The sequence below is a fragment of the Nonomuraea sp. NPDC048881 genome (assembly GCF_040649795.1).
Taxonomy (GTDB): Bacteria; Actinomycetota; Actinomycetes; order Streptosporangiales; family Streptosporangiaceae; genus Nonomuraea.
Window position 1 is genome coordinate 504375 of record NZ_JBEZGC010000005.1, and the last position, 22559, is coordinate 526933.

Below are 22559 nucleotides of genomic sequence, written 5' to 3' on the forward strand. Positions count from 1 at the left end.
CGTGCCACTTCCTCTCCGGAGACGTTGATGCGCAACTCCCTCACTAAGGTCGCCTCGCTGGCTTTGCTGGCCGGTGCGCTGATTGTCCCGGCGGTGCCCGCGTCCGCCACGACGACCACCGCCGCCCACACCGCCACGGCCGCCAAGGCCGCCGACGCCCCCTTCGCGGTCTTCGACATCAAGTTGAAGGCGTCCAAGACGGCCAAGGCCGGCGGCCTGATCAAGTACAGCCTCCAGGCGACCAACACCGGCCCGTACTCGGCCGACGCCTGGTTCGTCGGCGGCCAGTTCCCGAAGGGCGTGGACCTCCGGAAGATCAGCTACCGCGCCCCCAAGGGCACCGTCTGCGCCCTCGACGGCCGCGCCCTGTACTGCAGCGTCCCCTACGTCCTGGAGAAGGACGACTGGGTTCGCCTCGACTTCTACGCCAAGCTGAAGAAGAGCGCCACGGGCACGCAGAAGGCGACCCTCGGCGTGGTCACCTACGACGTCCAGCAGGGCATGTGGGACCAGGAGAAGGGCACGTGGTCCCTGGCCCAGGAAGAGCTCGAGCGCCTCGGCATCCCTGAGCACGGCTACGCCAAGACCGCCAAGACGAAGATCGTCCGCTAGTCCCGCGGCCGCTGCGCCCGTGTCCGAATGGCGAGCCTGCTGCGCGGGCACCGGACCGGGCGCAGTACCGTGGCTGGATGTGGACCAGCGCACCCTCCTGATCACCCTGACCGGCCCCGACCGGCCCGGTGTCACCTCCAGGCTCTTCTCCGTGCTGTCCGGGTTCCCGGTGACGGTCGCGGACATCGAACAGGTCGTCATCCGCGGCAGACTCACGCTCGGCGTGCTCGTCGCGTACGCCGGCGGCCCGTCCACCGGCACGGGCACCACCCTCGGCGCGATGTGGACCGCCGTCGAACGGGTGGCCGAAGACCTCGGGATGGAGGTCGAGCTCTCCACCGGCTCCCAGGCCAAGGAACAGCGCCGCCGCGGCCGCCTGTCGGTCAGCGTGCTGGGCGCCACCCTCCAGCCCGCCGCCATCGCGGGCATCGCCGGCCGCATCGCCGCCGCCGGCGCCAACATCGACCGCATCGAACGCCTCGCCCAGTGGCCCGTCACCTGCATCGAGCTGTCGGTCTCCGGCGCCAACCCGACCGCCCTGCGCGTCGAGCTGGCCGCCGAGGCCGCCGCCCAGGAGGTCGACGTCGCCGTCCAGCGCACCGGCCTGTCCCGCCGGGCCAAGCGGCTCATCGTCATGGACGTCGACTCCACCCTCATCCAGGGCGAGGTCATCGAGCTGCTGGCCGCGCACGCCGGCTGCCTGGACGAGGTCGCCCGGGTCACCGAGCAGGCCATGCGCGGCGAGCTCGACTTCGCCGAGTCGCTGCGCCGCCGCGTCGCGCTGCTCGAAGGGCTGCCGGCCGAGGTGTTCGAGCAGGTGCGCCAGGAGGTCGTGCTCACCCCCGGCGCCCGCACCCTCGTCCGTACGCTCAAGCGCCTCGACTACCGCTTCGCCATCGTCAGCGGCGGCTTCACCCAGATCACCGACGCCCTGGTCGAGGAGTTGGGCATCGACTACTCGGCGGCGAACGTCCTGGAGGTCATCGACGGCAAGCTCACCGGGCGGGTCGTCGGCGAGATCGTCGACCGGCCGGGCAAGGCCCGCGCGCTGGAGCGGTTCGCCAGGGAGGCCAGGCTGCCCATCTCCCAGACGGTGGCCATCGGCGACGGCGCCAACGACCTCGACATGATCGCCGCGGCCGGGCTGGGCATCGCCTTCAACGCCAAGCCCGTCGTCCGGCAGGCGGCCGACACCGCGGTCAACACGCCCTACCTCGACTCGATCCTCTACCTCCTGGGCATCTCCAGGGACGAGGTCGAGGCCGCCGACGCCGAGGACGGCGTGCTCACGTCCTGAACCGGGCGGTGACCTCGGCGGCCAGGTCGAGCGCGTCCTTGCAGAGCGACCTGAGCGCCGGGTGGGCGGTCACCGCGTGCCGCAGCCGCCTGCGCACGGCCGTGCCCTCGCCCGCCGCCGCCTCCTCCATCAGCGAGCTGACCTCCCGCGCCACCTCGTCGAGCTGCGCCTCGAACGCGTCGGCGGCGGGCGGCGGCTCGCGCTCCCGTACGGCCTGCCCCACGGCGTCCAGCCGGTCGGCCACCGCGTCGAGCACGCCGGCGGTGGCGTCCGAGCCGGGCTCGGCCCCGCGCAGCACGGCGCCGAGCAGGATCGCGTCGTCCCTGAGCTTCCTGGCCAGCGTCAGCGCGGCCCGCAGCTCGGCCGGCGCCCTGCCGCCCGGCTCCTTGTCCAGCTTGTCCAGCGACTCGCGCAGCCGGTCGGCCGCCGTCCCGGCCGATTCCGTACGGTCGGGCAGCCGGTCCAGGTCGCCTTCGGCCAGCGCGCGGACGAGGCAGGCGTGCTCGCGCAGCAGCTCGGCGGCCAGGCCGCGCAGCCGTCCCGCCTGGCCGCGCGGCCACAGCAGCCGGGCCGCCGCCAGCGCCAGCACGCCGCCGCCCGCGGTGAGCGCCAGCCTGATCCCCGCCGCCTCCCAGTCGAGCCGGGTCGAGAAGTCGGTGAGCATCATGGCCAGCGGCGTCGCGAAGATCGACCAGTAGCCGTAGCTGACCTCGCGCAGGGCGAACCCGAGCGTGCCGAACACCAGCACCGTCCCCACGATCGTGTACGGCCCCGGCACCGCCGCCAGGATCAGCGCCGCCGCCGCGGCCCCCGCCACGGTGCCGGCCACCCGCAGCACCACCCGCTCGACGGTGTCCCCGTAGGTGGGCCGCACCGCCAGCAGCACGGTGAACACGAACCATTTGCCGTACTGCTCGTGCACCCCCAGCATCAGCGCCATCGCCACGGCGGCGGTGAGCCCCAGCCGCCCGGCGTGCTCAGGCCCCGAACCGCCCGGCGGCGGCTTCCACGGCAGCCGCGCGAACAGCCGGCGCCCCGCCGCAGGCTTCCCGGGCAGCAGCCCGCGGCCCGCCGCAGGCTCTTCCGGCAACCCCGCCAGCAGCCCGCGCCCCGCCGCAGGCTTTCCCGGCAACCCGGGCAGCAGCCCGCGGCCGGCCGGGGGCACGTGCCGGGCGGCCAGGAGGCCGACCGTGCGCACCCCCACCGCGATCCGGTCCAGGCAGCGCCGGGCCTGCCCGAGCACCGCGCCGCTGCGCAGCGCCGCCGGGTCGGCGCCCGGCTCGCGCGCGCCCAGGCGCTCGGCGTAGTCGGCGGTGACGGCCAGCGCCTCCACCACCCCGGCCCGCCGCCCGTCCGCGGCCTCCCGCAGGTCCGCGGCCAGCGTCGTGGCCACGTCGTCGATCCCGTCCTGCTCGTCCGGGGCGGCAGCGCGCAGGGCGCGCAGCGCCACCGTCTCGTGGAAGATCCGGACCAGCGCCTCGACGTACGCGTCGGCGGACCGGCCGGCCGCGTCCATGCTCTCGAACGACGCCGACGCCGTGGCCGCCGTCTCCAGGGCCTTGGACGCGCGTTCCCTGCGGTCGTCCCAGTCGTCGCCGGCGAGCCCGTCGAGCAGCCCGGCCACGCCCCGGACGGCCTCGCCCAGCGCCGTCGCCAACGGGTCGAACCGGCGCAACGGCCACAGGGCCAGGGCGGGCACGGCGTACAGGAGGCCGCCGAGCACCATCAGCTCGGGCGGCCCGAACCCCGCGGGCACCGCCAGGTAGAACCCGGTGACCAGGGCGAACGCGGGCGGCGTCCCGACCGTGCGCCACCGGCCGCCCGCCGCGGCGACCGCTCCGAGCGCCAGCACCGCCCACCAGGGCCGATCCGCCAGGTACAGGCCCAGCCAGCACCCGCCCGCGATCAGCACGATCTTGATGGCCATGGACCGCGCCCGCGCCGCGTACGGCTGCCCGTACATGTCCCCGAACGCCGTCAGATACGCCCCCAGGGCCAGGAACGCCCCCGACTGCGGCCGGCCCGCCAGCACCCCGGCCAGCAGCGGCCCGGCCACCGCGAGCCCGCACAGCAGCCCGTACCCCCAGGGCGGGCGCGCGGGCAGCGAGAAGCCGTCACGCAGCGCTCTGGCGGCCCCCCGCATAGGCGTCGTCCCCGGTCAGTGCTCCTTGGGATCCCAGTGCGTGACCAGGCGTCCCTCCCCCGGCCACAGGTCTACCCACGCCGCCTGCACCTGGATCACCGCGAACGCCCCCGGCCGGAAGCCGTAGTCGCCGCCGCCCAGTTGCAGGGCCAGCTCGTGCACCGCGGGATTGTGCCCGCACAACACGACCGTGCCCAGCTCAGGGTCGGTCCTGCGGAGCAGTTCGAGCAGTTCTTCGGGATAGGCCTGGTAGATGTCGCGTTCGTAGCTGATCTCCATGCCGGGGAAGGCCAGCTCGGCGGTGCGCCTGGTCCGCAGCGCCGGCGAGCAGAGCACCGCGTCGGGGCTCAGCCCGGCCGCCCTGATCTCGTCGCCGGCCCGGCCGGCGTCCCGCTCACCGCGCTCGGTCAGCGGACGTTCGCGGTCGGCCAGACCGGGCACCTGCGCGGCCTTGGCATGGCGGAGCAGTATCAGGGTCCGCATCACGTCATCACCTCGGCACGTCATCCTCTCGACACGTCATCATCTGGCACGTCATCACCCGGCACGTCATCATCTGGCACGTCAGCCCTTCGACGCCCAGATCCCGAGCCCGATGATCACGCCCAGGATGACCAGCATCGCCAGCAGGATCAGGCCCAGCGTCTTCCCGCCCGAGGGCCGGTTGTCCTCTTCCACCCGCCCAGTTTCCCACCGCGCCCCCGCCGTCCCCGCGCCACCCACCCGCATGCGAAGACGCCCGCCCCTGGCCGGGACGGGCGTCTCGTCGATCGGTCGTTACGAGGCCACGGGCTCGTGCTCGCGGTCGTTGTTGGCCGGCTCGCTCGTCACCGACCTGCGCTTGGAGATGACGATGGCCGCCACGACCACCGCCACCGCCACCACCGTGATGCCGATCCGCAGCGCGGCGTTGCCCGCGTACAGGACGACGGCCGGCGCGACCAGCAGCGCCACCAGGTTCATCACCTTGATCAGCGGGTTGATGGCCGGGCCCGCGGTGTCCTTGAACGGGTCGCCGACCGTGTCGCCGATGACCGTGGCGGCGTGGGCCTCGGAGCCCTTGCCGCCATGGTGCCCGTCCTCGACCAGCTTCTTGGCGTTGTCCCAGGCGCCACCGGAGTTGGCCAGGAAGACGGCCATCAGGGTGCCGCAGGCGATCGCGCCGGCCAGGAACGCGCCGAGCGGCGCGTAGCCGAGCGCGAACCCGACCGCGATCGGGGTCATCACCGCCAGCAGGCCGGGCGTGGCCAGCTCGCGGAGCGAGTCGCGGGTGCAGATGTCCACGACGCGGCCGTACTCGGGCTTCTCGGTGCCGTCCATGATGCCCGGCTTGTTGCGGAACTGGTCGCGTACCTCGAAGACCACCCGCATGGCCGCGCGGCCGACCGCAGAGATCGCCAGGCCGGAGAACAGGAACACCACCGCGGCGCCGACGATCAGCCCCACCAGCACGTTCGGCTGGTCGATGCTGAGGCTGAAGGTGGAGAAGGCGCCCAGCGCCGCCTTGATGTCCTGGCCGGCCTTGGAGAGCTGGTCCTCCACCGCCGTGCGGAACGCGCCGAACAACGCCGTCGCCGCCAGCACGGCCGTGGCGATGGCGATGCCCTTGGTGATGGCCTTGGTGGTGTTGCCGACGGCGTCGAGGCTGGTGAGCACCCGCGCACCCTCGCCCTCGACGTCGCCGGACATCTCGGCGATGCCCTGGGCGTTGTCGGAGACCGGGCCGAAGGTGTCCATGGAGACGATGACGCCGACCGTGGTCAGCAGGCCGGTGCCGGCCAGGGCCACCGCGAACAGCGCGATCGTGACGTTCCCGAACCCGAGCAGGAACGCCCCGTAGACCGCGCCGCCGATGATCAGCGCCGAGTAGACGGCCGACTCCAGGCCGACGCTGATGCCGGCGAGGATGACGGTGGCCGGCCCGGTGGCCGAGCTCTCGCCGATCTCGCGCACCGGACGGCGGTTGGTCTCGGTGAAGTAGCCGGTCAGCAGCTGGATCGCGCTGGCCAGGACCAGGCCGATCAGCACCGCGCCCACCGCGATCAGGCGCGGGTCGGCGTCGGAGGTGACGGTCGAGCCCGACAGGGCGCCGAAGCTGCTGGGCAGATACCAGAAGGCCGCCGCGGCGACCAGCACCGCCGAGATCCCGGCCGAGATGAAGAAGCTGCGGTTGATCGCCGCCATGCCGCTGCGGTCGCGGTCGCGCAGCCCCGTGACGAAGATGCCGATGATCGCCGTCAGCACGCCGATCATGGGCACGATCAGCGGGAAGATCAGGCCCTGCTCGCCGAAGGCCACCTTGCCCAGGATGAGGCTGGCGACCAGCATGACCGCGTACGACTCGAACAGGTCGGCCGCCATGCCCGCGCAGTCGCCGACGTTGTCACCGACGTTGTCGGCGATCGTCGCGGCGTTGCGCGGGTCGTCCTCGGGGATGCCCTGCTCGACCTTGCCCACCAGGTCGGCGCCGACGTCGGCGGCCTTGGTGAAGATGCCGCCGCCGACTCGCATGAACATCGCCAGCAGCGCCGCCCCGAACCCGAAGCCTTCGAGAACGTGGGGCGCCTCGCCCTGGTAGATGAAGACGACCACGGCCGCACCGAGCAGCCCGAGGCCGACGGTGAACATGCCGGCGACGCCGCCGGTGCGGAAGGCGACGCGCATGGCGCGCTTTTCGCCCGACTCGTTGGCCGCGGCGGCGACACGCACGTTTCCGCGCACCGCCAACCACATGCCCATGAATCCGGTCAATGCGGAGAACACCGCACCGACCACGAAGAAGATCGAGCGACCGACGCGTACGTCCATTTCGCCCGGCAGCAAGAGCAACAGGAAGGGAATGACGATCACGAAGACCGCCAGTGTGCGGAATTGGCGCGTGAGATAGGCAGCCGCGCCTTCCTGCACGGCTCGCGCGATGTTCTGCATGCGTTCGGTGCCCTGGCCGGCGGACAGCACCTCGCGTACGAGGCCGCCGGCGACGGCTAGCGCGATCAGCGCGACCGCGGCGACCACGATCACGATGGTGAGATTGTTACCGCTCAGGGACAGATTGGGCGCTGGCGCCAATGCCAGCATGTGCCTGCTCATCGTTCTCCTCGGCAAGACCGGTCGTCCTGCCCGAACGGTGCTGCGGATTTCTCGGCGGGCGGGTGCGGCACCATCCGGGTTGTGGGTGCCGCTTCCGGTTGAATCCGCGGTTCCGCCGGATCACCTTGGCCGGTGCCGGGAGTCTACGCAGGCACTGAACGGATATGAAGGCTCTCGGGGCGGCTATTTGCGCGGGCGTTCAGTAATCCCCTGACAGCGGGCCGGTTTGAGATCTGACAGGCGAAATTTCCTCAGGTTTACGGGCATGACAACCCCACAAATCGGACCGCCCGAAACCCAGATTTAATCCCCACGACACGCCGACCCACCCCACCACCCACCCGCACCGACACCCCCACCGGCCATCCGAGCCTCACCACCACCGCTTGGCAGCACCGCTTGGCACCACCTCCAGGCGCGACCGCCGGCCGCGACCGCCGGGTGCCACCTCCCCGCTACCTCCGCGCGCCACCTCCCTGCTACCTCCGCGAGATGCGGCGGGGCACCACGACCGACGGACGCGCCCAGCAACACAGCCCGCCGAACGCGCCCTGGCCGACGCGGCCCGATGACACAACCCGCCAGGACACGTCCCGGCCAACGCGGCCGATGACACGGCCTCGCAGGGACACCCGATCGACGCAGCCCGATGACATGGCCCGCCGGAGCTGCCCGGCCGCCGCGCCTCCCGCGACACGGCCCACCGGACGCGGCCAACCGACGCGGGCCCGGCGACCCGGCCACCCACCGCCTCCTGGAGCCGTACGCCGTCCCTGACCTCCCGCCGGGCACCACTCGGCCCCTGGCCGACACCGCCCCGCCCCGCCCCGCCCCTCCAGGCCACCTCCACGACAGCCCACAGCTCGCGCGTCGGCCCGAAAGGCTCTACACCGCCTCAAGAGCCCCTGCGGCGGCCGAGAAGCTACGCCAGCCAATAACCAAACCCGATGCCTCAATCTCGGCCTGGAGCTCCCACGCGGCCCTCCGGATGTCGGTCCTGACAGCCCCATGCACAGCCGCCATGCCTTCCTTCCACTCGCCGCCAGTCACCCACCTCACCCCGTGCCCCCGCCGCCCCACGGCGAGACCTTCTGACGACCCGGCCGACTATCCCCCGCCCATCCACAGCCTGTGGATAACTCTCATCGCCTTCCACAGACACCACTGGGGGGAGCAAGATCCTATGGGGCAGTCGCGTCGCTCCACCAGAACACCCCAAGCAGGCCCAGGCCGTACTTCGCCGCCCTGGCTTTCGACCCTCAGTCGCGACAGCGCCATGCGGAGCCTTCGCAGCGACTGAGCCTTCAGCCCTCAGCCCAGGCCCTCACCGCACTGACCTTCGACCCTCAGCCGCCGGCCTTCGCCGCCGTAGACCTTGGCCCTTCGAGCCCAGCCATTGACCCGCGCCCGGTGGAGCCGCCTGCACGGCCGGCCCGCAGTCCGCCCCCTGAGCAACCGCCCGATCGGAACCTGGGCGTCTCGCCACACGACACAGCGGTTGAACGTGCAAAGCCGGGCTCTGGCCTGCTCCGAGGCCAAAGCTCCGTAAGCGTGCGGCACAGAAGCGTCAGGCGCAGAAGCGTCAGGCGTAGCAGAAGCGTCAGGCGTAGAGGCGTGCGCCCCTCACACTGCTTCGACGCCATGCCAGGCCCCGCGCCGGATCGCCCTGAGCCGCTTCGGCCGGTGCACGCCGAAGTCCCTGTGGCACCGAACCCCTGCACCGGACCTCGCTGAACCGCTCCAGCCGAACCCCTGCACCAGACTTCGCCGAGCTTCGCACCAGGCGTGGCCCAATCCGGCGGCCGGGCCGTCCGACGTCCGCGTGCACACGCGCTGCCGCTTGTCGCAGAGCGGCGCAGGCCGTCCGGGCATGCCGACAGAACGAGGCACTCAGCGACCTCGTCAGGGCATGCGGAAATGTGGTGCGACTCGACGGGGAGGAAAGCATGCCACAACCGGACATCCCCTCATCCCCGTCTGTCGCCCCTAAAACCACACCCGACCAGCTCGAACACGCCCCCAGGGAGACAAGGGACCGATCCAAGCGATGTCAGGTCAGGAACCCACCCCGTTGGAGGCGGGCCAGCTCATCCGGATGTTCGTCCCCTTGGGGCTGGGGAAGACCTCGACGTCATCGGCCAGACCCGAGATGACGGCGATGCCGAAGCCTGACATGAACGAGTCAGAGAGCATGCCCAGATCGAGCGGCTGCTCCTGCTTGATCTCGTCACTGGGGGCCAGATCGCTGACCGTGACCTCGAAACGCCCGGAGTCGTCACGTAGCTCGATGCGGATGGGCTCGCCCGGGCAGTGAAGTCGATGCGCCTCGACCGCCCGGGAGCATGCCTCACCCACGGCGAGCCTGACTTCGTCCAGCAGCGATTCCTCCACGCCGGTACGACGGGCGATCGCCGTGGCCACCAGCCGGGCGGTCCGCACGTGCGCGGGGAGAGCGCTGAACGTCAGCTCGACGGTAGCCATGCTACTTGTCTTTGCCGTGAGCTTCCTTGGCCTCGTCGACGGAAGCGTAAATCCCGAAGACCTTGGTCAGACCGGTGATGCGGAAGATCTTGAGGATGCGCTCCTGGGTGCACACCAGCTCAAGCGAGCCGTCGTGCGCCCGGACCCTCTTGAGCCCTCCGACGAGCACTCCCAGCCCCGTGGAGTCGAGGAAGTCGACCTTCTCCATGTTCACCAGAAGGTGGAAGTTGCCCTTGTTCACCAGGTCGATGAGGAGCTCACGCAATCTCGGCGCCGTGTAGACATCGATCTCACCCTCGACCTCCACGATGGTGAGTCGGTCTTCGGTGCGGTGATCCAACTTCAGATCCACAGATCCTCCAGCGCCTCGCCTGCGAAAGTACTCTTGCGGGCCTGGCAATCTGGAGCGTGGCCCCAGACTGTCCGACCCTGACGCGCGGCATTCAACCACGCGTCTGGCTTGTGTCTATACGAAATCACGATTCCCGGCGACTTTGCCCATCGATGCAAGACTGGAAACAGTGACTTCCTCGGCATCCTCCCCACAACAGGCAGGTCCACTCCTCGCCCACCTGCTCGGAGTTCCCGCACGTCATGAGCGTGTCACCCATGTGGAGCATGTTCCAGCACGTCAGGCGGGTCAAGCCCGTTGGCCGGACTGGGCTCCGGAAGTCCTGGTTACGCGCTTGGCGAACCGTGGAGTTACAGGACTCTGGCCCCACCAGTACGAAGCCGCCGACCTGGCTTTCCGTGGCCGAAACGTGATCATCAGTACGGGAACGGCCTCGGGCAAGTCCCTGGCGTACCTCACGCCGGCGGTCGCCTCCTGCCTCGACGGCGGCACCGTCCTGTACCTGACGCCGACCAAGGCCCTGGCCGCCGACCAGCTCCGCGGCCTGCGCGAACTGCGCATCACACAGGTGCGCGCCGCCTGCTTCGACGGCGACACCCCCTTCGAGGAACGTACGTGGGTCCGCCAGCACGCCAACTACGTCCTGACCAATCCGGACATGCTGCACCGCGGCGTCCTGCCCCGGCACGCGCAGTGGTCCTCGTTCTTCCGCCGCCTCCGCATGGTCGTCGTGGACGAGTGCCATGGATACCGCGGCGTCTTCGGCTCGCACGTGGCCCAGATCCTGCGCCGCCTGCGCCGGGTCTGCGCCCGGTACGGCTCGCGCCCCACGTTCGTGCTCGCCTCGGCCACGGCGAGCGAGCCCGGCGTGTTCGCCATGAGGCTGACGGGGCTTGAGATGGACGAGGTGACCACCGATGCCTCGCCGAAGGGTTCCACGACCATCGCGCTCTGGGAACCGCCCCTGACGGATCTGCGGGGCGAGGGAGGGGCTCCTGTGCGCCGCACGGCCACCGCGGAGACCGCCGACCTCCTCGCGGACCTGGTTCTGGCGAACGTACGGACGCTCGCATTCGTGCGTTCGCGACGCGGCGCGGAGACGGTCGCCCTGTCCGCCCGCGCCAAACTCGCCGACGTCGCCTTCTCCGTCACCGCGCCTTGGCCTCCCCAAGCCACCCCCGAAACCGCGGCCTGGCCTGCGCACACCACCACCGAAACCGCTCCCTGGCCTTCGCATACCACCCCCGAAGCCGCGCCCGCGGATTTCTCCCCCAGCGCCGAGCCCCCGCCGCTCGCCTCCCCCTCCACCCCTGAGGACTCCGCTTCACCCCTTGGAAGCGCCACCTCCGACGCCCAGGACCCGCGCCACCCCGCCCCCGCGAGCCCGCTCACCTGGGCCATCCCCGACGACGTCCAAGACCTGGCCGCCCTCCCCGACAAGGTCGCCGCCTACCGCGCCGGCTACCTCGCCGAGGACCGCCGTCTCCTGGAGAAGGCCCTGCGCGCCGGCACCCTCATGGGCCTGGCCACCACGAACGCCCTCGAACTCGGCGTGGACGTCTCGGGCCTGGACGCCGTACTGATCGCCGGCTGGCCCGGCACCCGCGCCTCCCTCTGGCAGCAGGCCGGCCGGGCGGGACGCGACGGCCAGGACGCCCTCGCCGTGCTCATCGCCAGGGACGATCCCCTGGACACCTACCTAGTCCACCACCCGCAGGCCCTGTTCGGACGGCCGGTGGAGGCGATCGTCCTGGACCCGGACAACCCGTACGTCCTGGGCCCCCACCTGTGCGCCGCCGCCGCCGAGATCCCGCTGACGGACGACGACCTGCCCGTCTTCGGGACCACCACCCCCGACGTCCTGGAAGACCTGGTCGCCCGGAACCTCCTGAGACGCCGTCCCGCGGGCTGGTTCTGGACCCGTCGCGAACGCGCCACCGACCTCGCCGACATCAGAGGCGGCGGAGGCGCCCCGATCCAGGTGGTCGAGTCCTCGACCGGCCGCCTGCTCGGCAGCGTGGACGAGCCGTCCGCCCACACCACGGTCCACACCGGCGCGGTCTACATCCACCAGGGCGAGACCTTCCTCGTGGAGACCCTCGACCTGGACTCCGGGGTCGCCCTGGTCGAGGCCGCCAATCCCGACTACTCCACGTTCGCCCGCGACATCACCGACATCTCCATCCTGGCCACCCAGCGCTCCCGCCCCCTCGGCCCGGGAACGCTGCACTTCGGCGAGGTCGAGGTGACCAGGCAGGTGGTCTCGTACCTGAAAAGACGCCTGCAGTCAGGCGAGATGCTCGGTGACGAACCCCTCGACCTGCCGCCCCGCACCCTCCGCACCCGCGCGGTCTGGTGGACCCTGCCCGCCACGGCGGTCGCGCCGCTCGCGGCGGCGGACATCGACCTCGGCGGCGCCGCACACGCCGCCGAGCACGCCTCGATCGGCCTGCTCCCCCTGTTCGCCACCTGCGACCGATGGGACATCGGCGGCGTCTCCACCGAACTGCACGCCGACACCGGCCTGCTCACCGTCTTCGTGTACGACGGTCACGAAGGCGGCGCGGGCTTCGCCGAACGCGGCTACGCGCGGGCCACCGACTGGCTGACGGCCACGCGTGAGGCGATCGCGTCCTGCGAGTGCGAGCGCGGGTGCCCGTCCTGCATCCAGTCCCCGAAGTGCGGCAACGGCAACGAGCCCCTGCACAAACGCGGCGCGCTCCAGCTCCTGGACATCCTCCTCACCCCCGGCCCTCTGTCCTGACTGTCACCCTTCTCCGGCCGACGCCCCGCACACGCCCGCTCTGCTTCGTCGTAGGCGTCATCGTCATCGTCGGCGGCCCAGAAGTCGCCGGCGCCGGGCAGCGGACGCTCCCAGAAGCCGCTGTCCTCCATGCACCTGGGCGACGGGGGCAGGTAGTCGTCCCATCGCTGCTCCAGGGGTGGCGGGTGGGACAGCGGGCCGGGCTCGGGAACGTCCGTGACGGCTCAGCTGGTCAATACGATGCGCAGCGGCTCCTGCCGCGCATCCCGCCCTGTCTCCCCCGCCGTTTCCCGGCCCGCTTCCGGCCGAGCCCCATGACGGGCTGACTCCTGCACTTCCTGGGCCGCGCGTAAGTCCTGCACGCTCAAATGGATCGGCAGAACAACCGGCGCCTGCCCCGACGCCCCACCCGGCACCTTCACCACCCTGGGCTCCGCCTCGCCCCTCAGCTTGCGCCACACGGGCCTTCACTAATTCGCTCGCCTGACGATCTATAGGTGCCGGATTTTCGAGGTCACTCGCACAGATTTCCACACCCGCCCGCGCCCCTGACCCGACGCGGCGAATCGTGCACCGAGAAACGACTAGGCACCGCCGTCACCATCGCGCAGCGAATGAATCATGCTCTGCAAAATCCGGAACGCGTCCGACTGCTCGGCGTCGGTCATGCCGGCCAGCATTCTGACCTCGACGGACCGGACCGCCGCGCTCGCCTTCTCCAGACTCCGTCGTCCGCGAGGCGTGAGCCGCGCCGGAAGAGCCTTTCCGACGGGCGCCTCCGCTGGCCTGGTCACGTAGCCGTCTCGTTCCAGGGTCTGGAGCAGCACGTTCATCGACTGCCTGGTCACGAACGCGCCACGCGCCAGCTCGGAGTTCGACAAGCCCGGCCGTTGAGCCAGCAACTCCAGGCAGGAGTAGTGCGTCACGGTCATCCCGAGTGGCCGCAGCACCTCCTCCATGGCTGCGCGCAAGGCGCTCGAAGCCTCTTTCAGCAGGTAGCCCAGCGATTTGTCCAGGTCGACGCCGGCACCGTTTTGACTCATGTCAGTATTCTGACATACATTGCGACGTGTCAGCTAACTGACATGAGGACAAGGAGCATCACCATGCCCGTCACCGGCCCCGACTTCATCTCGCTGCAAGCGCGCGACCTCGACGCTTCGCGAGCGTTCTACGAGCAGTACCTCGGCCTCGTCCGCTCGCAGGCCGGGCCTCCGCACGCCGTCGTCTTCGAGACGAAGCCGATCGCGTTCGCACTCCGCGAGGTCGTTCCCGGCACCGATCTCGCCTCCGCTGCCCAGCCCGGCATCGGTGCCGCGATCTGGCTCCACGCCACCGACGTCCAGGCCATCCACGACGCCCTCGTCGCCGACGGTCACACCATCGTCTCCGCACCGATCGACGGCCCCTTCGGCCGCACCTTCACCTTCGCCGACCCCGACGGCTACCAGATCACCCTCCATGACCGCGCCTGAGGCGAGCACCCTCGTCTTCGGGGCCACCGGGGCACTCGGTCGCCACGTCCTGAACGCGCTGGCCGCTCGGGGAACCAGCCCAGGAACGATCACCGCGGCCGGTCGGAACCAAGCGCGCCTCGGGGAACTTGCTTCCACCGGATTCAACACCGCCGCCGTCGACCTGTCGGATTCGGCCACCGTCGCAGCGCTGGTTGCCAGGCACTCCGAGATCGTGTTGATCTCGGGCAGAGACCCGAACCGCCTTGCTCAGCACGAGTCGATCGTCAAGGCGGCGAAGAACGCCAAGGTCCGACACGTCTACTACACCAGCGGAGTCCGGGCCGACGACGACCGGTTCGAGATCAACGCGGACCACAGAGCGACAGAGGACGCTCTCACCGCTTCCGGCGTGACGTACACGATCCTGCGGAACACCTGGTACATCGAGAACTACATCCAGGCGCTGGCAGGCCCCCGCTTCTCCGGCGTCCTGGCCGCCGCCACCGGCAACGCCGTCGTTGCCCCAGCCAGCCGGAAGGACCTGGCTGAGGCGTTGGCCACCGTCGTCACCACAGACGGGCACGACAATGTGACTTACAGCCTCTCCGGCGACACGAACTTCACCTACGCCGACATAGCCGACGCAATGTCGGTCGTCCTGAAGCGCGAGGTCACCTACCGGCCTGTCACTCCCGAAGAGTTGCAGGCAGCGCTCATCAACTCGGGGATGGACAGCAAGCTGGCCGGCTTCTTGGCACGTCTCGATGAAACCATCGCCGCCGGGGTCTTCGCTCGGGTCGGTGACGATCTTCCTCGACTCCTCGGCAGGCCGACTACCGGCCTGGTCGAAGGACTGACAGCAGAGTGAACACCGGGGCTGGCGCAGGCGGATCGACATCTCGGCTCGCGCCGCCCCTTCTCCCGATCAGCGCGTCTGGCGCAACGCCGTCAGTTTGGATCACGTCGAAGCGGGCGGCCACGGAGGCTGCACGCATGTGGGCCACGGCGCCGGCACGCGCTTCTCAGCCTGAGGAGCCGGTCGCCGGACTCGCGCGACACGCCCCCAGGCTTGCACGGTCGCGGTCGGTCACGCGCCCCCAAGGCCCAGGACGGTGGCCTGACGGCCGACTGCTGCAAACAGTTGCTACCCAGGTGACATCGTGACCGGCCCCGCGCGAGACCTGCCCATAAGAGTGTGTGCTCCGGCGATCGGCAAGGTGATCGACAGAGAGGTCCGGACATCCGCGATCTCTCCCGTGATCTCACAAGCCGCCAGCCGGACGCCGTTCCTTCTGGCCAACGCGGCCGCCCTGCCGCAAGCGCCCTCCGGATCGATGATCGCCGCTCTGGCCGCGGCCAGAGCGCTCAGATCGGCCGCGCTGTCGACCCGATGGCGAGCCACACGAACCGCCCCCACGGAGGCCAACCCTCCGGCAACCGCCATCAGGAGCCCCATGAGGGCCACTCCCCATAAGGTCGCCGACCCTCGTTCCTTGTGCTTGATCATCCTTGTCCTCGGAGTGATGGGTCGGTGAAGGTCGTCGATTCGCCCGGCCTTGAGACGCTTCTGCGCCTCCCGCGCGGACGATCTCCGTGCCGCGTCGCGGAGTTGTTGTCTCTTCTTGTGGGTAGAAGACGCCGTAGGGGTTGGAGATTTCGCCCCCCGACTGCCAGGAGGACACGAGGGCTCATGTCCTCCTGGCAGATCTCATTTCGGCGAGTACGTGCGTGACGTCATGGTTCTGTGGCGGCTGTCGCCGAGGCCGACACGGGGACGGCCGGTAGCGAAACGCCCCAAGCTGGTCGTACATCTACTGCGATCTCTACGTGGGTGAATTCTGCGTCGTGGGTGATCTCTACGTGTGCGTCTGGGCGAGTGGCCGAGCGGGCGAGCTCGCGGACCTGGTCCAGCGGCTCACCTCGGGCTGCGGCGCGCACCGCCGCTCGGGCTGCGTCTACACATTCCAGTTGGACGTTCACCGCTTGTATGGCCCAGAGCGCGGCTGCCAGGACGATCATGAGCGCGGGCAGCATGGCGGCGGTCTCGGCGGTCACCGAGCCGCGTGATGCCGACCGTTGCCTGGTGGCGGCGTTCCGCGTCTGGTGGAGGGTCATCCGGTCATCTTGAGCGCTCGGTCTATGAGGGACTTCAGCATCTCCTGAACCTCCGGGCTGCTGACCACCTTGAACAGGAGCGCGGCGAAGGCGCAGGCCGCGATGGTGCCGACTGCGTATTCGGCTGTGGACATGCCGCGCTCTCTGTTCGCAACAGCGCAGGTGATCCACTTGCCCGGGTACCAGCGTGAGCTCTGCCCAGTGGGCCCACCGGGAGGACCGGAGGTGGTCGAGGAAGCGCGGGCGGCTTCCGTCTCGACGTTGGAGGAGGCGTCGGCTTCGAGAGGCGGCGCCGTGGTGGTCGGCTCGGTGCAGGCGGTGGGCCGGGGTGAAGTGGTGTACGCGTGAGCTGGAGTGGGGCTGAGGGTGCCTGGCATGGTGGCGGGACCTTGCATCGTGCCTCCAGGTGGTCGGAGCCGGGTCTTGTCCGGCGGGAGTCCAAGATTCGCCGAGAAGGCACAGCTGCCGTCAGGCCGAATGGCGTTCTGGGGATTGTCCAGCGGGGTCGGCCCTCAGGCTGTGGACAACGCCGCCGTCGGGATGTCACGGCAGGACGATCGTGGAGGCGAGGCCGGCGATCACCGGGATGATGCCCAGCAGGACGAAGGCCGGCAGGAAGCACAGGCCCAGCGGGGCGACCGCTTTCACGCCCACGGTCCGGGCGGCGGCGAGTGAGGCGGCTCTGGCTGTGTCTCTCGCGTCGTCGGCCAGGCGGGTCAGGACGTCCGCCAGCGGGGCGCCGGTCTGCGCGGCCCGGCTCATCGCTCTCGACAGCTGGCTCAGGGCCGGGTCCTTCGCCAAGATTGCCCAGGTCGGCTCGGGGTCGGCGCCCAGGCGGAGTTGGCTGCCCACCCATGCCAGACGCTGACCGAGAGGGCCGCCGATCGTGGTCGCGGCCAGGTCGGTGGCGGCGGTCACCGGCTGTCCGGCGAGAAGGCAGGCGGTCATCAGGTCGGCGACGAAGGGGAGATCGGCGGTGATCTGCTCGCGTTCCTGGCGGGACCGCGGAGGTTCCTTCCTGTGCAGGATCAGGGCGGTCACCGGGGTCAGCAGCAGGGCCACCGCGATTCCTGGGAGGCCGCCGACCAGGAGGGCGGTGATCACGCCGGTGATGGCGGCGGTGGTGACGGTTCTGCGGGTCGGGCGGCGGTGGTGGGGGTCCTTCTTGTCGAGCCAGTCGGGCTGGGCGGGGGTGTCCGTCGAAGAGATGGCGGGGCTCGACGGCGGGTCGGGTGAGGGCAGGAGGCGGGCGAGGCGGTCTACCGGGGTGCGTGGGGCCGACCACAAGAAGGTGGCGAGGGCTGCGCAGAAGGCGGACAGCAAAGGGAGCATCGGGCGGATCCAGTGGTTCGGGCGGACGTGGATGAAGACGACTCGGCGGCGGGGATGAGGACGACTCCGACGGGCGGGGACGAGGACGACTCGGACGGGCGAGGATGAGCACGGCTCAGGGAGGACGACTCGCCGGAATAAAGGGCCTACAGGCTTCCCTGGAGTGCTGGCCTACAGGACTCGCATGAGCGCGGAGCCACAGGACTCGCATGAGCGCAGAGCCACAGGACTCGCCGGAGCCCTGGCCTACAGGTGTTCGGGGACGTGGCGGGTCAAGGTTGGGCCTTGGTGGCCATGCGGTGGGTCCACCACAGGCCGCAGACGTCGAGGGCGATGCCGGACAGGAGGCAGAGCAGGCCCGGCAAGGTGCCGAACAGGAAGCTCAGCGGGTGCATGTTGAGCGCTCCCGCCATGACCAGGCCGAGGACCGGCAGGGCCGCGAGCATCCGGGCTGTGGTGCGGGGGCCGGCCAGTTGGGCGGCGACGTCCTGGCGGTGGGTCTGGGCGGCGCGGAGCGTGCCGCCGACTCGTTCGACCAGGGCGGACATGCCGGCGCCCACGGTGAGGCTGACGTCCCAGCAGGCCGCGAGCCGGCGGAGGCCCTCGCCGCCCTGAGCCGGCGCCGCCGCCGTGAGGGTCGCGGAGACGTCGCCGCCGTCTCGTGCGGCGGCCAGGGCGGGGCGCAGGGCTTCCGGGTCGGGGAAGTCGACTGCCGCGATGGCTCGGGTCAGGGCTTCGCCAGGGGTGCGGCCCGCGGCGAGCTCGGCCGAGAGCGACTGGCACAGCTCTATGGAGGCCCGGCGCCAGGAGTCGGCACGGCGGGCAGGGCCGGGGCGGGTGAGGGTGGCCCGCAGCAGGTGCTGCCATGGGAGACGGCCATGGCGAGCGGTCAGGAGCGCGTGCAGGCGGAGGGCGGGCGTGGCGGGGCCGGTCCACAGCCAGATGGCACAGGCTGTGGACAGCGCTGAGACGATCGCGGCGGTCATCGTCCGGGGGCCTTCATGATGTCCTGCGCAACAGGGATTCGTAGCCGGGGCCGGTGTGGACGGAGCCGTTCGGGGCGAAGGTGAGGGCGGGGAGCGACTCGACGAGGCCGGCCGGGGTTCTGGAGAGCAGGCAGATCTCGGCGACGCGCCTTCGGCCGTCGCTGCGGGTGCGGGTCAGGTGGACGACCACGTCGAGGGCCGCGGCCAGCTGGCTGTGCACGGCCTCCCTGGTCAGGCCCGCCGCGCAGCCGAGGGCTTCCAGGCGGGGTGGCACGTCGGCGGCGGCGTTGGCGTGCAGCGTTCCGCAGCCGCCCTCGTGGCCGGTGTTCAGGGCGGCGAGCAGGTCGACGACCTCCGCTCCCCTGACCTCGCCCACCACGAGCCGGTCCGGACGCATGCGCAGCGCCTGGCGCACCAGGTCGCGCAGGCTCACCCCGCCCGCTCCTTCGAGGTTGGCCGGGCGGGTCTCCAGTCGGACCACGTGGGGGTGCAACGGGCGTAGCTCGGCGGAGTCCTCCACCAGCAGGAGGCGTTCGGCCGGGTCGGCCTGGGACAGGAGGGCCGACAAAAGCGTGGTCTTGCCCGTGCCGGTGCCGCCCGTGACGAGGAAGGCGAGCCGGGCGTCGACCATCCCCGTCAGCACCGTGACGGCCGCCGGCGCGATCGTGCCGGCCGACACCAGGTCGGACAGGGTGAAGGTGCGGCGCGGCGGCAGGCGCAGCGACACGCAGGTGCCACCGGACGCGATCGGCGGCAGGACGGCGTGCAGCCGGACGCCGCCGGCCAGCCGCGCGTCCACATAAGGCGATGCGTCGTCGAGCCGGCGACCGGCGGCGGCCGCGAGGCGCTGGGCCAGCCTGCGGACCGCTCCGTCGTCGGTGAAGGTGACGGAGGTGCGGCGCAGGCCGCCGCCGTCGTCGATCCAGACCTCGCGTGGGCCGTTGACCAGGACGTCGGTGACGTCGGGACGGGCCAGGAGCGGCTCCAGCGGGCCGGCGCCGATCAGGTCGGCGCACAGGGCGCGGGCGACCGCCAGGATCTCGGCGTCTCCGTAGACCGAGCGTTCGGCCCGGAGCGCCACGGCCACCTGGGCCGCCGTCGGCTCCACACCGGCGCGCGCCAGCCGGACGCGGACGGCCTCCACGAGCTCCGGTGAGACCTCCTCCGCGGCGCTCATGCCGGAAGCAGGTCGCGGAGGAGGGCGGCGCAGAGGGTGCCGAGAACCGTGCGCGGGCCGAGCCTGGGCAGCTCGCCGCGGTTGAGGGTGGCGGTGAGCCTCGGGTGGTCGGGCAGGTGGGCGGCGACGGGGATGCCGAGGGACGCCGCGGCCGTCTCCTCGTCGAGGACGCCGGGACGGAGGACGGCCCGCACGTCGGAGGTGTGTTTGCGCAGCTCGCCCAGGACCTGGACGGTGGACAGGATGCCGCGCAGGTCTGCCGTGGTGACCGTCAAGGTCGTGGTCGCCCTGGTGAGGGCTTCCACGGCGGCCAGGTCGAGATGGCGCGGCAGGTCGACGACGATCAGGTCGAAGCCGCGCCGGCCCGCTTCCAGGACCGAGCGCATGGCCTGGGGCGGGATCGCGGCCACCTCACCGCGGTGGAAGGACAGGACGGCGAGGTCGCCGAACGACGGGAGCGCCGCCTGCAGGGCGCTGGAGCTGATCCTTCCCTCCCTCGCCACGAGGTCGCCCCAGCGGGCGCCCGCCGACTCCTCGTGGCCGAGCAGCGCGTCGATGCCGCCGCCCAGCGGGTCGGCGTCGATCAGCAGCGTACGGAGGCGGTCGCCCGAGGCGCGCAGGGCCAGGCAGGCGGCGACCACGCTCGCGCCCGCCCCGCCGTGGCCGCCGATGACGCAGGTCACCGCGCCGGATCGGGGTTCGGGCTCCATGGCGTCGGCGAAGCGTTCCACGAGGTGGCGTTCGTCGCCCGGGAGGCGTACGACGGCCTGGGCGCCCACCGCCACGCATTTTCGCCACGTGTCGGGGTCGTCGGGGGCGCGGGTCACCAGGAGCACCTGGTCGCGGGCGGGCGGCGAGGTGGCGGAGAGGGCGTCGGCCTGGTCGGGGCCGACGGCGACCATGGGGGCGAGGTTCCAGTAAGGGCGCGCGCCGGCGGGGGTGTGGGCCACGTCGAGCTGGGCGCCGGCGGCGGCCGCGATGCGGACCAGGTCGTCGAGGAGGTCGTGGTCCTCGGTGATGACCAGGGGGCGGTGCACGGGGTCCTCCTCTTGCGGGGGCGTGGGAGGCCAACCCTGCCGAGGAGGACGGACGTCGCGAGAAGGCGAACGGGATTCTGGGGACGGCGGCGCGGAGGCGCGGGCCGCCTGTGGACAACCGATGGGCCCAGCGCGACTTGGGGCGGAAAAAGGGCGACCCCCGCCGGGGGGGAGAGCGGGGGTCGCCTGATCGGTCCGGCTCCGGGGGGGTAGAGCCGGTCCCGTTTCAGAAGAAAGCTTTCATCACTTCACCGGAGCATGGCAAGAGACTTGCAAAGCAATCCCTCACACAGCCGCTCCAGTTTCGGGCGATACCACCGTATGCTGCCCGATCCACTCGAGTTTCGTCGAGCAGTAATCTGGCATTTTCGCCAAGTTTTTTCGCCACCCCATAACAATCACATAAAGGCGATCACTGTCTGTAATCGTCACAGGTAGATAACGGGTTGGCGCCGACGGGCGCCGCAACGGGACTCTCCCGGCCGCTCCACGGCTCGGTAAAGGTCTTGCTCCAAAGGGTTCCCATCAGGGGGGATCCGACGTAGAAAGGTGTTACGGACCACTTGTCCGGGTGCATCAGCCGGGCACCCACGCGCGACCAGCCGCGGGAGGCGCGTCGTGGCGGGCTTGACCCGCTCCGACGGATTGAGGTGCACGCTTGGTAACCCGGTGTGATGCACCGGCGGACGGCGTCTCGGACGAGACGCCGTCAGCTATGTGACCAGCCCGTCCGTCAGCCCCGCTGCATCGCTTCGCAGATCGCGGTCGTCTCCCGTACCCCCAGGCTTACCGCCGAGGCACAGTGTTGTACCCACTGGCCGACGCCCTCCGGAGTCCCGGTCAGGTACGCCCGCAGCGCCTCCGCGTACGGCAGCTCCAGGTGCCCGATCTCCACGACGACCAGCGATTTCGGGTCGAGCCCGTACTCGACCAGGGTCAGCCGCTCCGCGGAGCGCGCCACGACGCCGTCGCACGTACCGAACGGACGCAGCACCGCCAGCTCGGCGTGCACCACGGCGGCCAGCACGATCGCGGGCGCCTTGCCCGCGCCCTCCAGCAGCCGGAGCAGGGCCTCCATCCGCGTCGCGGTCTCCGCGGCCCCCGGCGCGGGGCCGAGCCCGAGCGGGTCGGGGGCGGAGTCGTCCGTACGGGGACGTCCCAATGCGGGCTGGTCGGCGAGCCCCGCGGCGGCGACGGTGTGCAGGCGGGCCAGCACCTGCCTCGGGGCCTTCCGCCAGGTGGCGCCGAGCCGGCCCATCTCCGCGGACGCCCGCAGCGCCCCCTGGACCAGCGGGTCGTGCACCTCGTCGCGGCGCAGCGCGTCCAGCGGCACGTCGGCGCCCTCGATCGCGGCCGAGGCCCGCGCGCCGCGCAGGGACGACTCGGTGGACACCGCCGGGCTCGCCCGGCGCAGGACGCGATGCCGATAGAGCCGGTCGACGGCCTGCCGCGCCTCGTCAACCGCCTCGGACACGCCTGGGAACCGCGCGATGACGGCCAATGGGTCACTCACGGAAACCGACCTTACCGGCGGGTACACCGTGCCCTGCCATGGGCCACACCGCCGCCGGAAAAGGCACCCACGCAGGGCTCCGCCGGACACCGCTCCACCGCCGCACAAGGCGCCGCGGGAGCGCGACATAAGTCCTACGCCGCCCCCGCCATGGACCGGACCGCCGCCGGATTAGGCGCTACGGCGACCCCCGCTTTTTCCCG

The 22559-nt window shown here is 71.1% G+C and carries 19 protein-coding genes; 5 read left to right on the plus strand and 14 right to left on the minus strand.

What is annotated here, in order from left to right:
• Nucleotides 1–27: 27 nt before the first annotated feature.
• Both AB0C33_RS21145 and serB read left to right on the plus strand, forming a co-directional pair.
• Entirely contained in the window at nucleotides 28–612 is a 585-nt protein-coding gene (locus AB0C33_RS21145; protein ID WP_358290411.1) for a hypothetical protein, read from the plus strand.
• 79 nt (nucleotides 613–691) lie between these two features.
• A complete protein-coding gene (serB, locus tag AB0C33_RS21150) occupies nucleotides 692–1909 on the plus strand; it encodes a phosphoserine phosphatase SerB (protein WP_352357394.1) in 1218 nt (405 codons plus the stop codon).
• Here serB and AB0C33_RS21155 read toward each other — a convergent pair.
• The 5 genes from AB0C33_RS21155 to AB0C33_RS21175 all read right to left on the minus strand — a co-directional run bounded on the left by AB0C33_RS21155 (nucleotide 1899) and on the right by AB0C33_RS21175 (nucleotide 9975).
• Complete coding sequence (locus tag AB0C33_RS21155) at nucleotides 1899–4052, minus strand: FUSC family protein (protein ID WP_358290414.1); 2154 nt, start codon at nucleotides 4050–4052, stop codon at nucleotides 1899–1901. The genes serB and AB0C33_RS21155 overlap by 11 nt on opposite strands.
• A gap of 15 nt (nucleotides 4053–4067) precedes the next feature.
• On the minus strand, nucleotides 4068–4535 hold the full coding sequence (locus AB0C33_RS21160) for a histidine phosphatase family protein (protein ID WP_358290417.1): 468 nt from the start codon (nucleotides 4533–4535) through the stop codon (nucleotides 4068–4070).
• A gap of 294 nt (nucleotides 4536–4829) precedes the next feature.
• The gene (locus AB0C33_RS21165) at nucleotides 4830–7142 is read right to left on the minus strand and encodes a sodium-translocating pyrophosphatase (protein ID WP_358290420.1); all 2313 of its coding nucleotides are present in this window, start codon (nucleotides 7140–7142) and stop codon (nucleotides 4830–4832) included.
• 2055 nt (nucleotides 7143–9197) lie between these two features.
• Nucleotides 9198–9623: an ATP-binding protein gene (locus AB0C33_RS21170; protein WP_358290423.1), complete on the minus strand. Its 426-nt coding sequence runs from the start codon at nucleotides 9621–9623 to the stop codon at nucleotides 9198–9200.
• A gap of 1 nt (nucleotide 9624) precedes the next feature.
• Nucleotides 9625–9975, minus strand: a complete 351-nt coding sequence (locus AB0C33_RS21175) for an STAS domain-containing protein (RefSeq protein WP_043629845.1) — start codon at nucleotides 9973–9975, stop codon at nucleotides 9625–9627.
• A 259-nt stretch (nucleotides 9976–10234) separates the two neighbouring features.
• On the opposite strand from AB0C33_RS21175, the gene AB0C33_RS21180 reads away from it, so the two are divergent.
• On the plus strand, nucleotides 10235–12739 hold the full coding sequence (locus tag AB0C33_RS21180; RefSeq protein ID WP_358290426.1) for a DEAD/DEAH box helicase: 2505 nt from the start codon (nucleotides 10235–10237) through the stop codon (nucleotides 12737–12739).
• Between the two features lie 584 nt (nucleotides 12740–13323).
• Here the strand turns inward: AB0C33_RS21180 and AB0C33_RS21185 are convergent.
• Entirely contained in the window at nucleotides 13324–13782 is a 459-nt protein-coding gene (locus AB0C33_RS21185) for a MarR family transcriptional regulator (protein ID WP_358290429.1), read from the minus strand.
• Between the two features lie 63 nt (nucleotides 13783–13845).
• Here AB0C33_RS21185 and AB0C33_RS21190 point away from each other — a divergent pair, with 63 nt between their 5' ends.
• Nucleotides 13846–14214, plus strand: a complete 369-nt coding sequence (locus tag AB0C33_RS21190; protein WP_358290432.1) for a VOC family protein — start codon at nucleotides 13846–13848, stop codon at nucleotides 14212–14214.
• Nucleotides 14201–15064 carry an NAD(P)H-binding protein gene (locus AB0C33_RS21195; RefSeq protein ID WP_358290435.1) on the plus strand — a complete coding sequence of 288 codons (864 nt, stop codon included), beginning with the start codon at nucleotides 14201–14203 and terminating at the stop codon, nucleotides 15062–15064. The genes AB0C33_RS21190 and AB0C33_RS21195 overlap by 14 nt, the downstream gene beginning before the upstream one ends.
• Before the next feature lie 276 nt (nucleotides 15065–15340).
• Here AB0C33_RS21195 and AB0C33_RS21200 read toward each other — a convergent pair whose 3' ends face one another.
• The 8 genes from AB0C33_RS21200 to AB0C33_RS21235 form a co-directional block, all read right to left on the minus strand.
• Nucleotides 15341–15703 carry an Rv3654c family TadE-like protein gene (locus AB0C33_RS21200; protein WP_358290439.1) on the minus strand — a complete coding sequence of 121 codons (363 nt, stop codon included), beginning with the start codon at nucleotides 15701–15703 and terminating at the stop codon, nucleotides 15341–15343.
• 227 nt (nucleotides 15704–15930) lie between these two features.
• Nucleotides 15931–16311, minus strand: a complete 381-nt coding sequence (locus AB0C33_RS21205; protein WP_358290442.1) for a TadE family type IV pilus minor pilin — start codon at nucleotides 16309–16311, stop codon at nucleotides 15931–15933.
• Nucleotides 16308–16706 (minus strand): DUF4244 domain-containing protein, encoded by a 399-nt coding sequence (locus AB0C33_RS21210; protein WP_358290445.1) that lies wholly within the window; start codon nucleotides 16704–16706, stop codon nucleotides 16308–16310. Before AB0C33_RS21210 ends, AB0C33_RS21205 begins: the two co-directional genes overlap by 4 nt.
• Before the next feature lie 148 nt (nucleotides 16707–16854).
• Nucleotides 16855–17643: a type II secretion system F family protein gene (locus AB0C33_RS21215; protein WP_358290448.1), complete on the minus strand. Its 789-nt coding sequence runs from the start codon at nucleotides 17641–17643 to the stop codon at nucleotides 16855–16857.
• 272 nt (nucleotides 17644–17915) lie between these two features.
• Nucleotides 17916–18629 (minus strand): type II secretion system F family protein, encoded by a 714-nt coding sequence (locus AB0C33_RS21220; protein ID WP_358290451.1) that lies wholly within the window; start codon nucleotides 18627–18629, stop codon nucleotides 17916–17918.
• Nucleotides 18630–18642: 13 nt separating this feature from the next.
• The gene (locus AB0C33_RS21225) at nucleotides 18643–19806 is read right to left on the minus strand and encodes a TadA family conjugal transfer-associated ATPase (RefSeq protein ID WP_358290454.1); all 1164 of its coding nucleotides are present in this window, start codon (nucleotides 19804–19806) and stop codon (nucleotides 18643–18645) included.
• Nucleotides 19803–20843 (minus strand): septum site-determining protein Ssd, encoded by a 1041-nt coding sequence (gene ssd, locus AB0C33_RS21230; RefSeq protein WP_358290456.1) that lies wholly within the window; start codon nucleotides 20841–20843, stop codon nucleotides 19803–19805. Before ssd ends, AB0C33_RS21225 begins: the two co-directional genes overlap by 4 nt.
• A gap of 733 nt (nucleotides 20844–21576) precedes the next feature.
• On the minus strand, nucleotides 21577–22356 hold the full coding sequence (locus tag AB0C33_RS21235) for an oxidoreductase (protein WP_358290459.1): 780 nt from the start codon (nucleotides 22354–22356) through the stop codon (nucleotides 21577–21579).
• Between the last annotated feature and the right edge of the window lie 203 nt (nucleotides 22357–22559).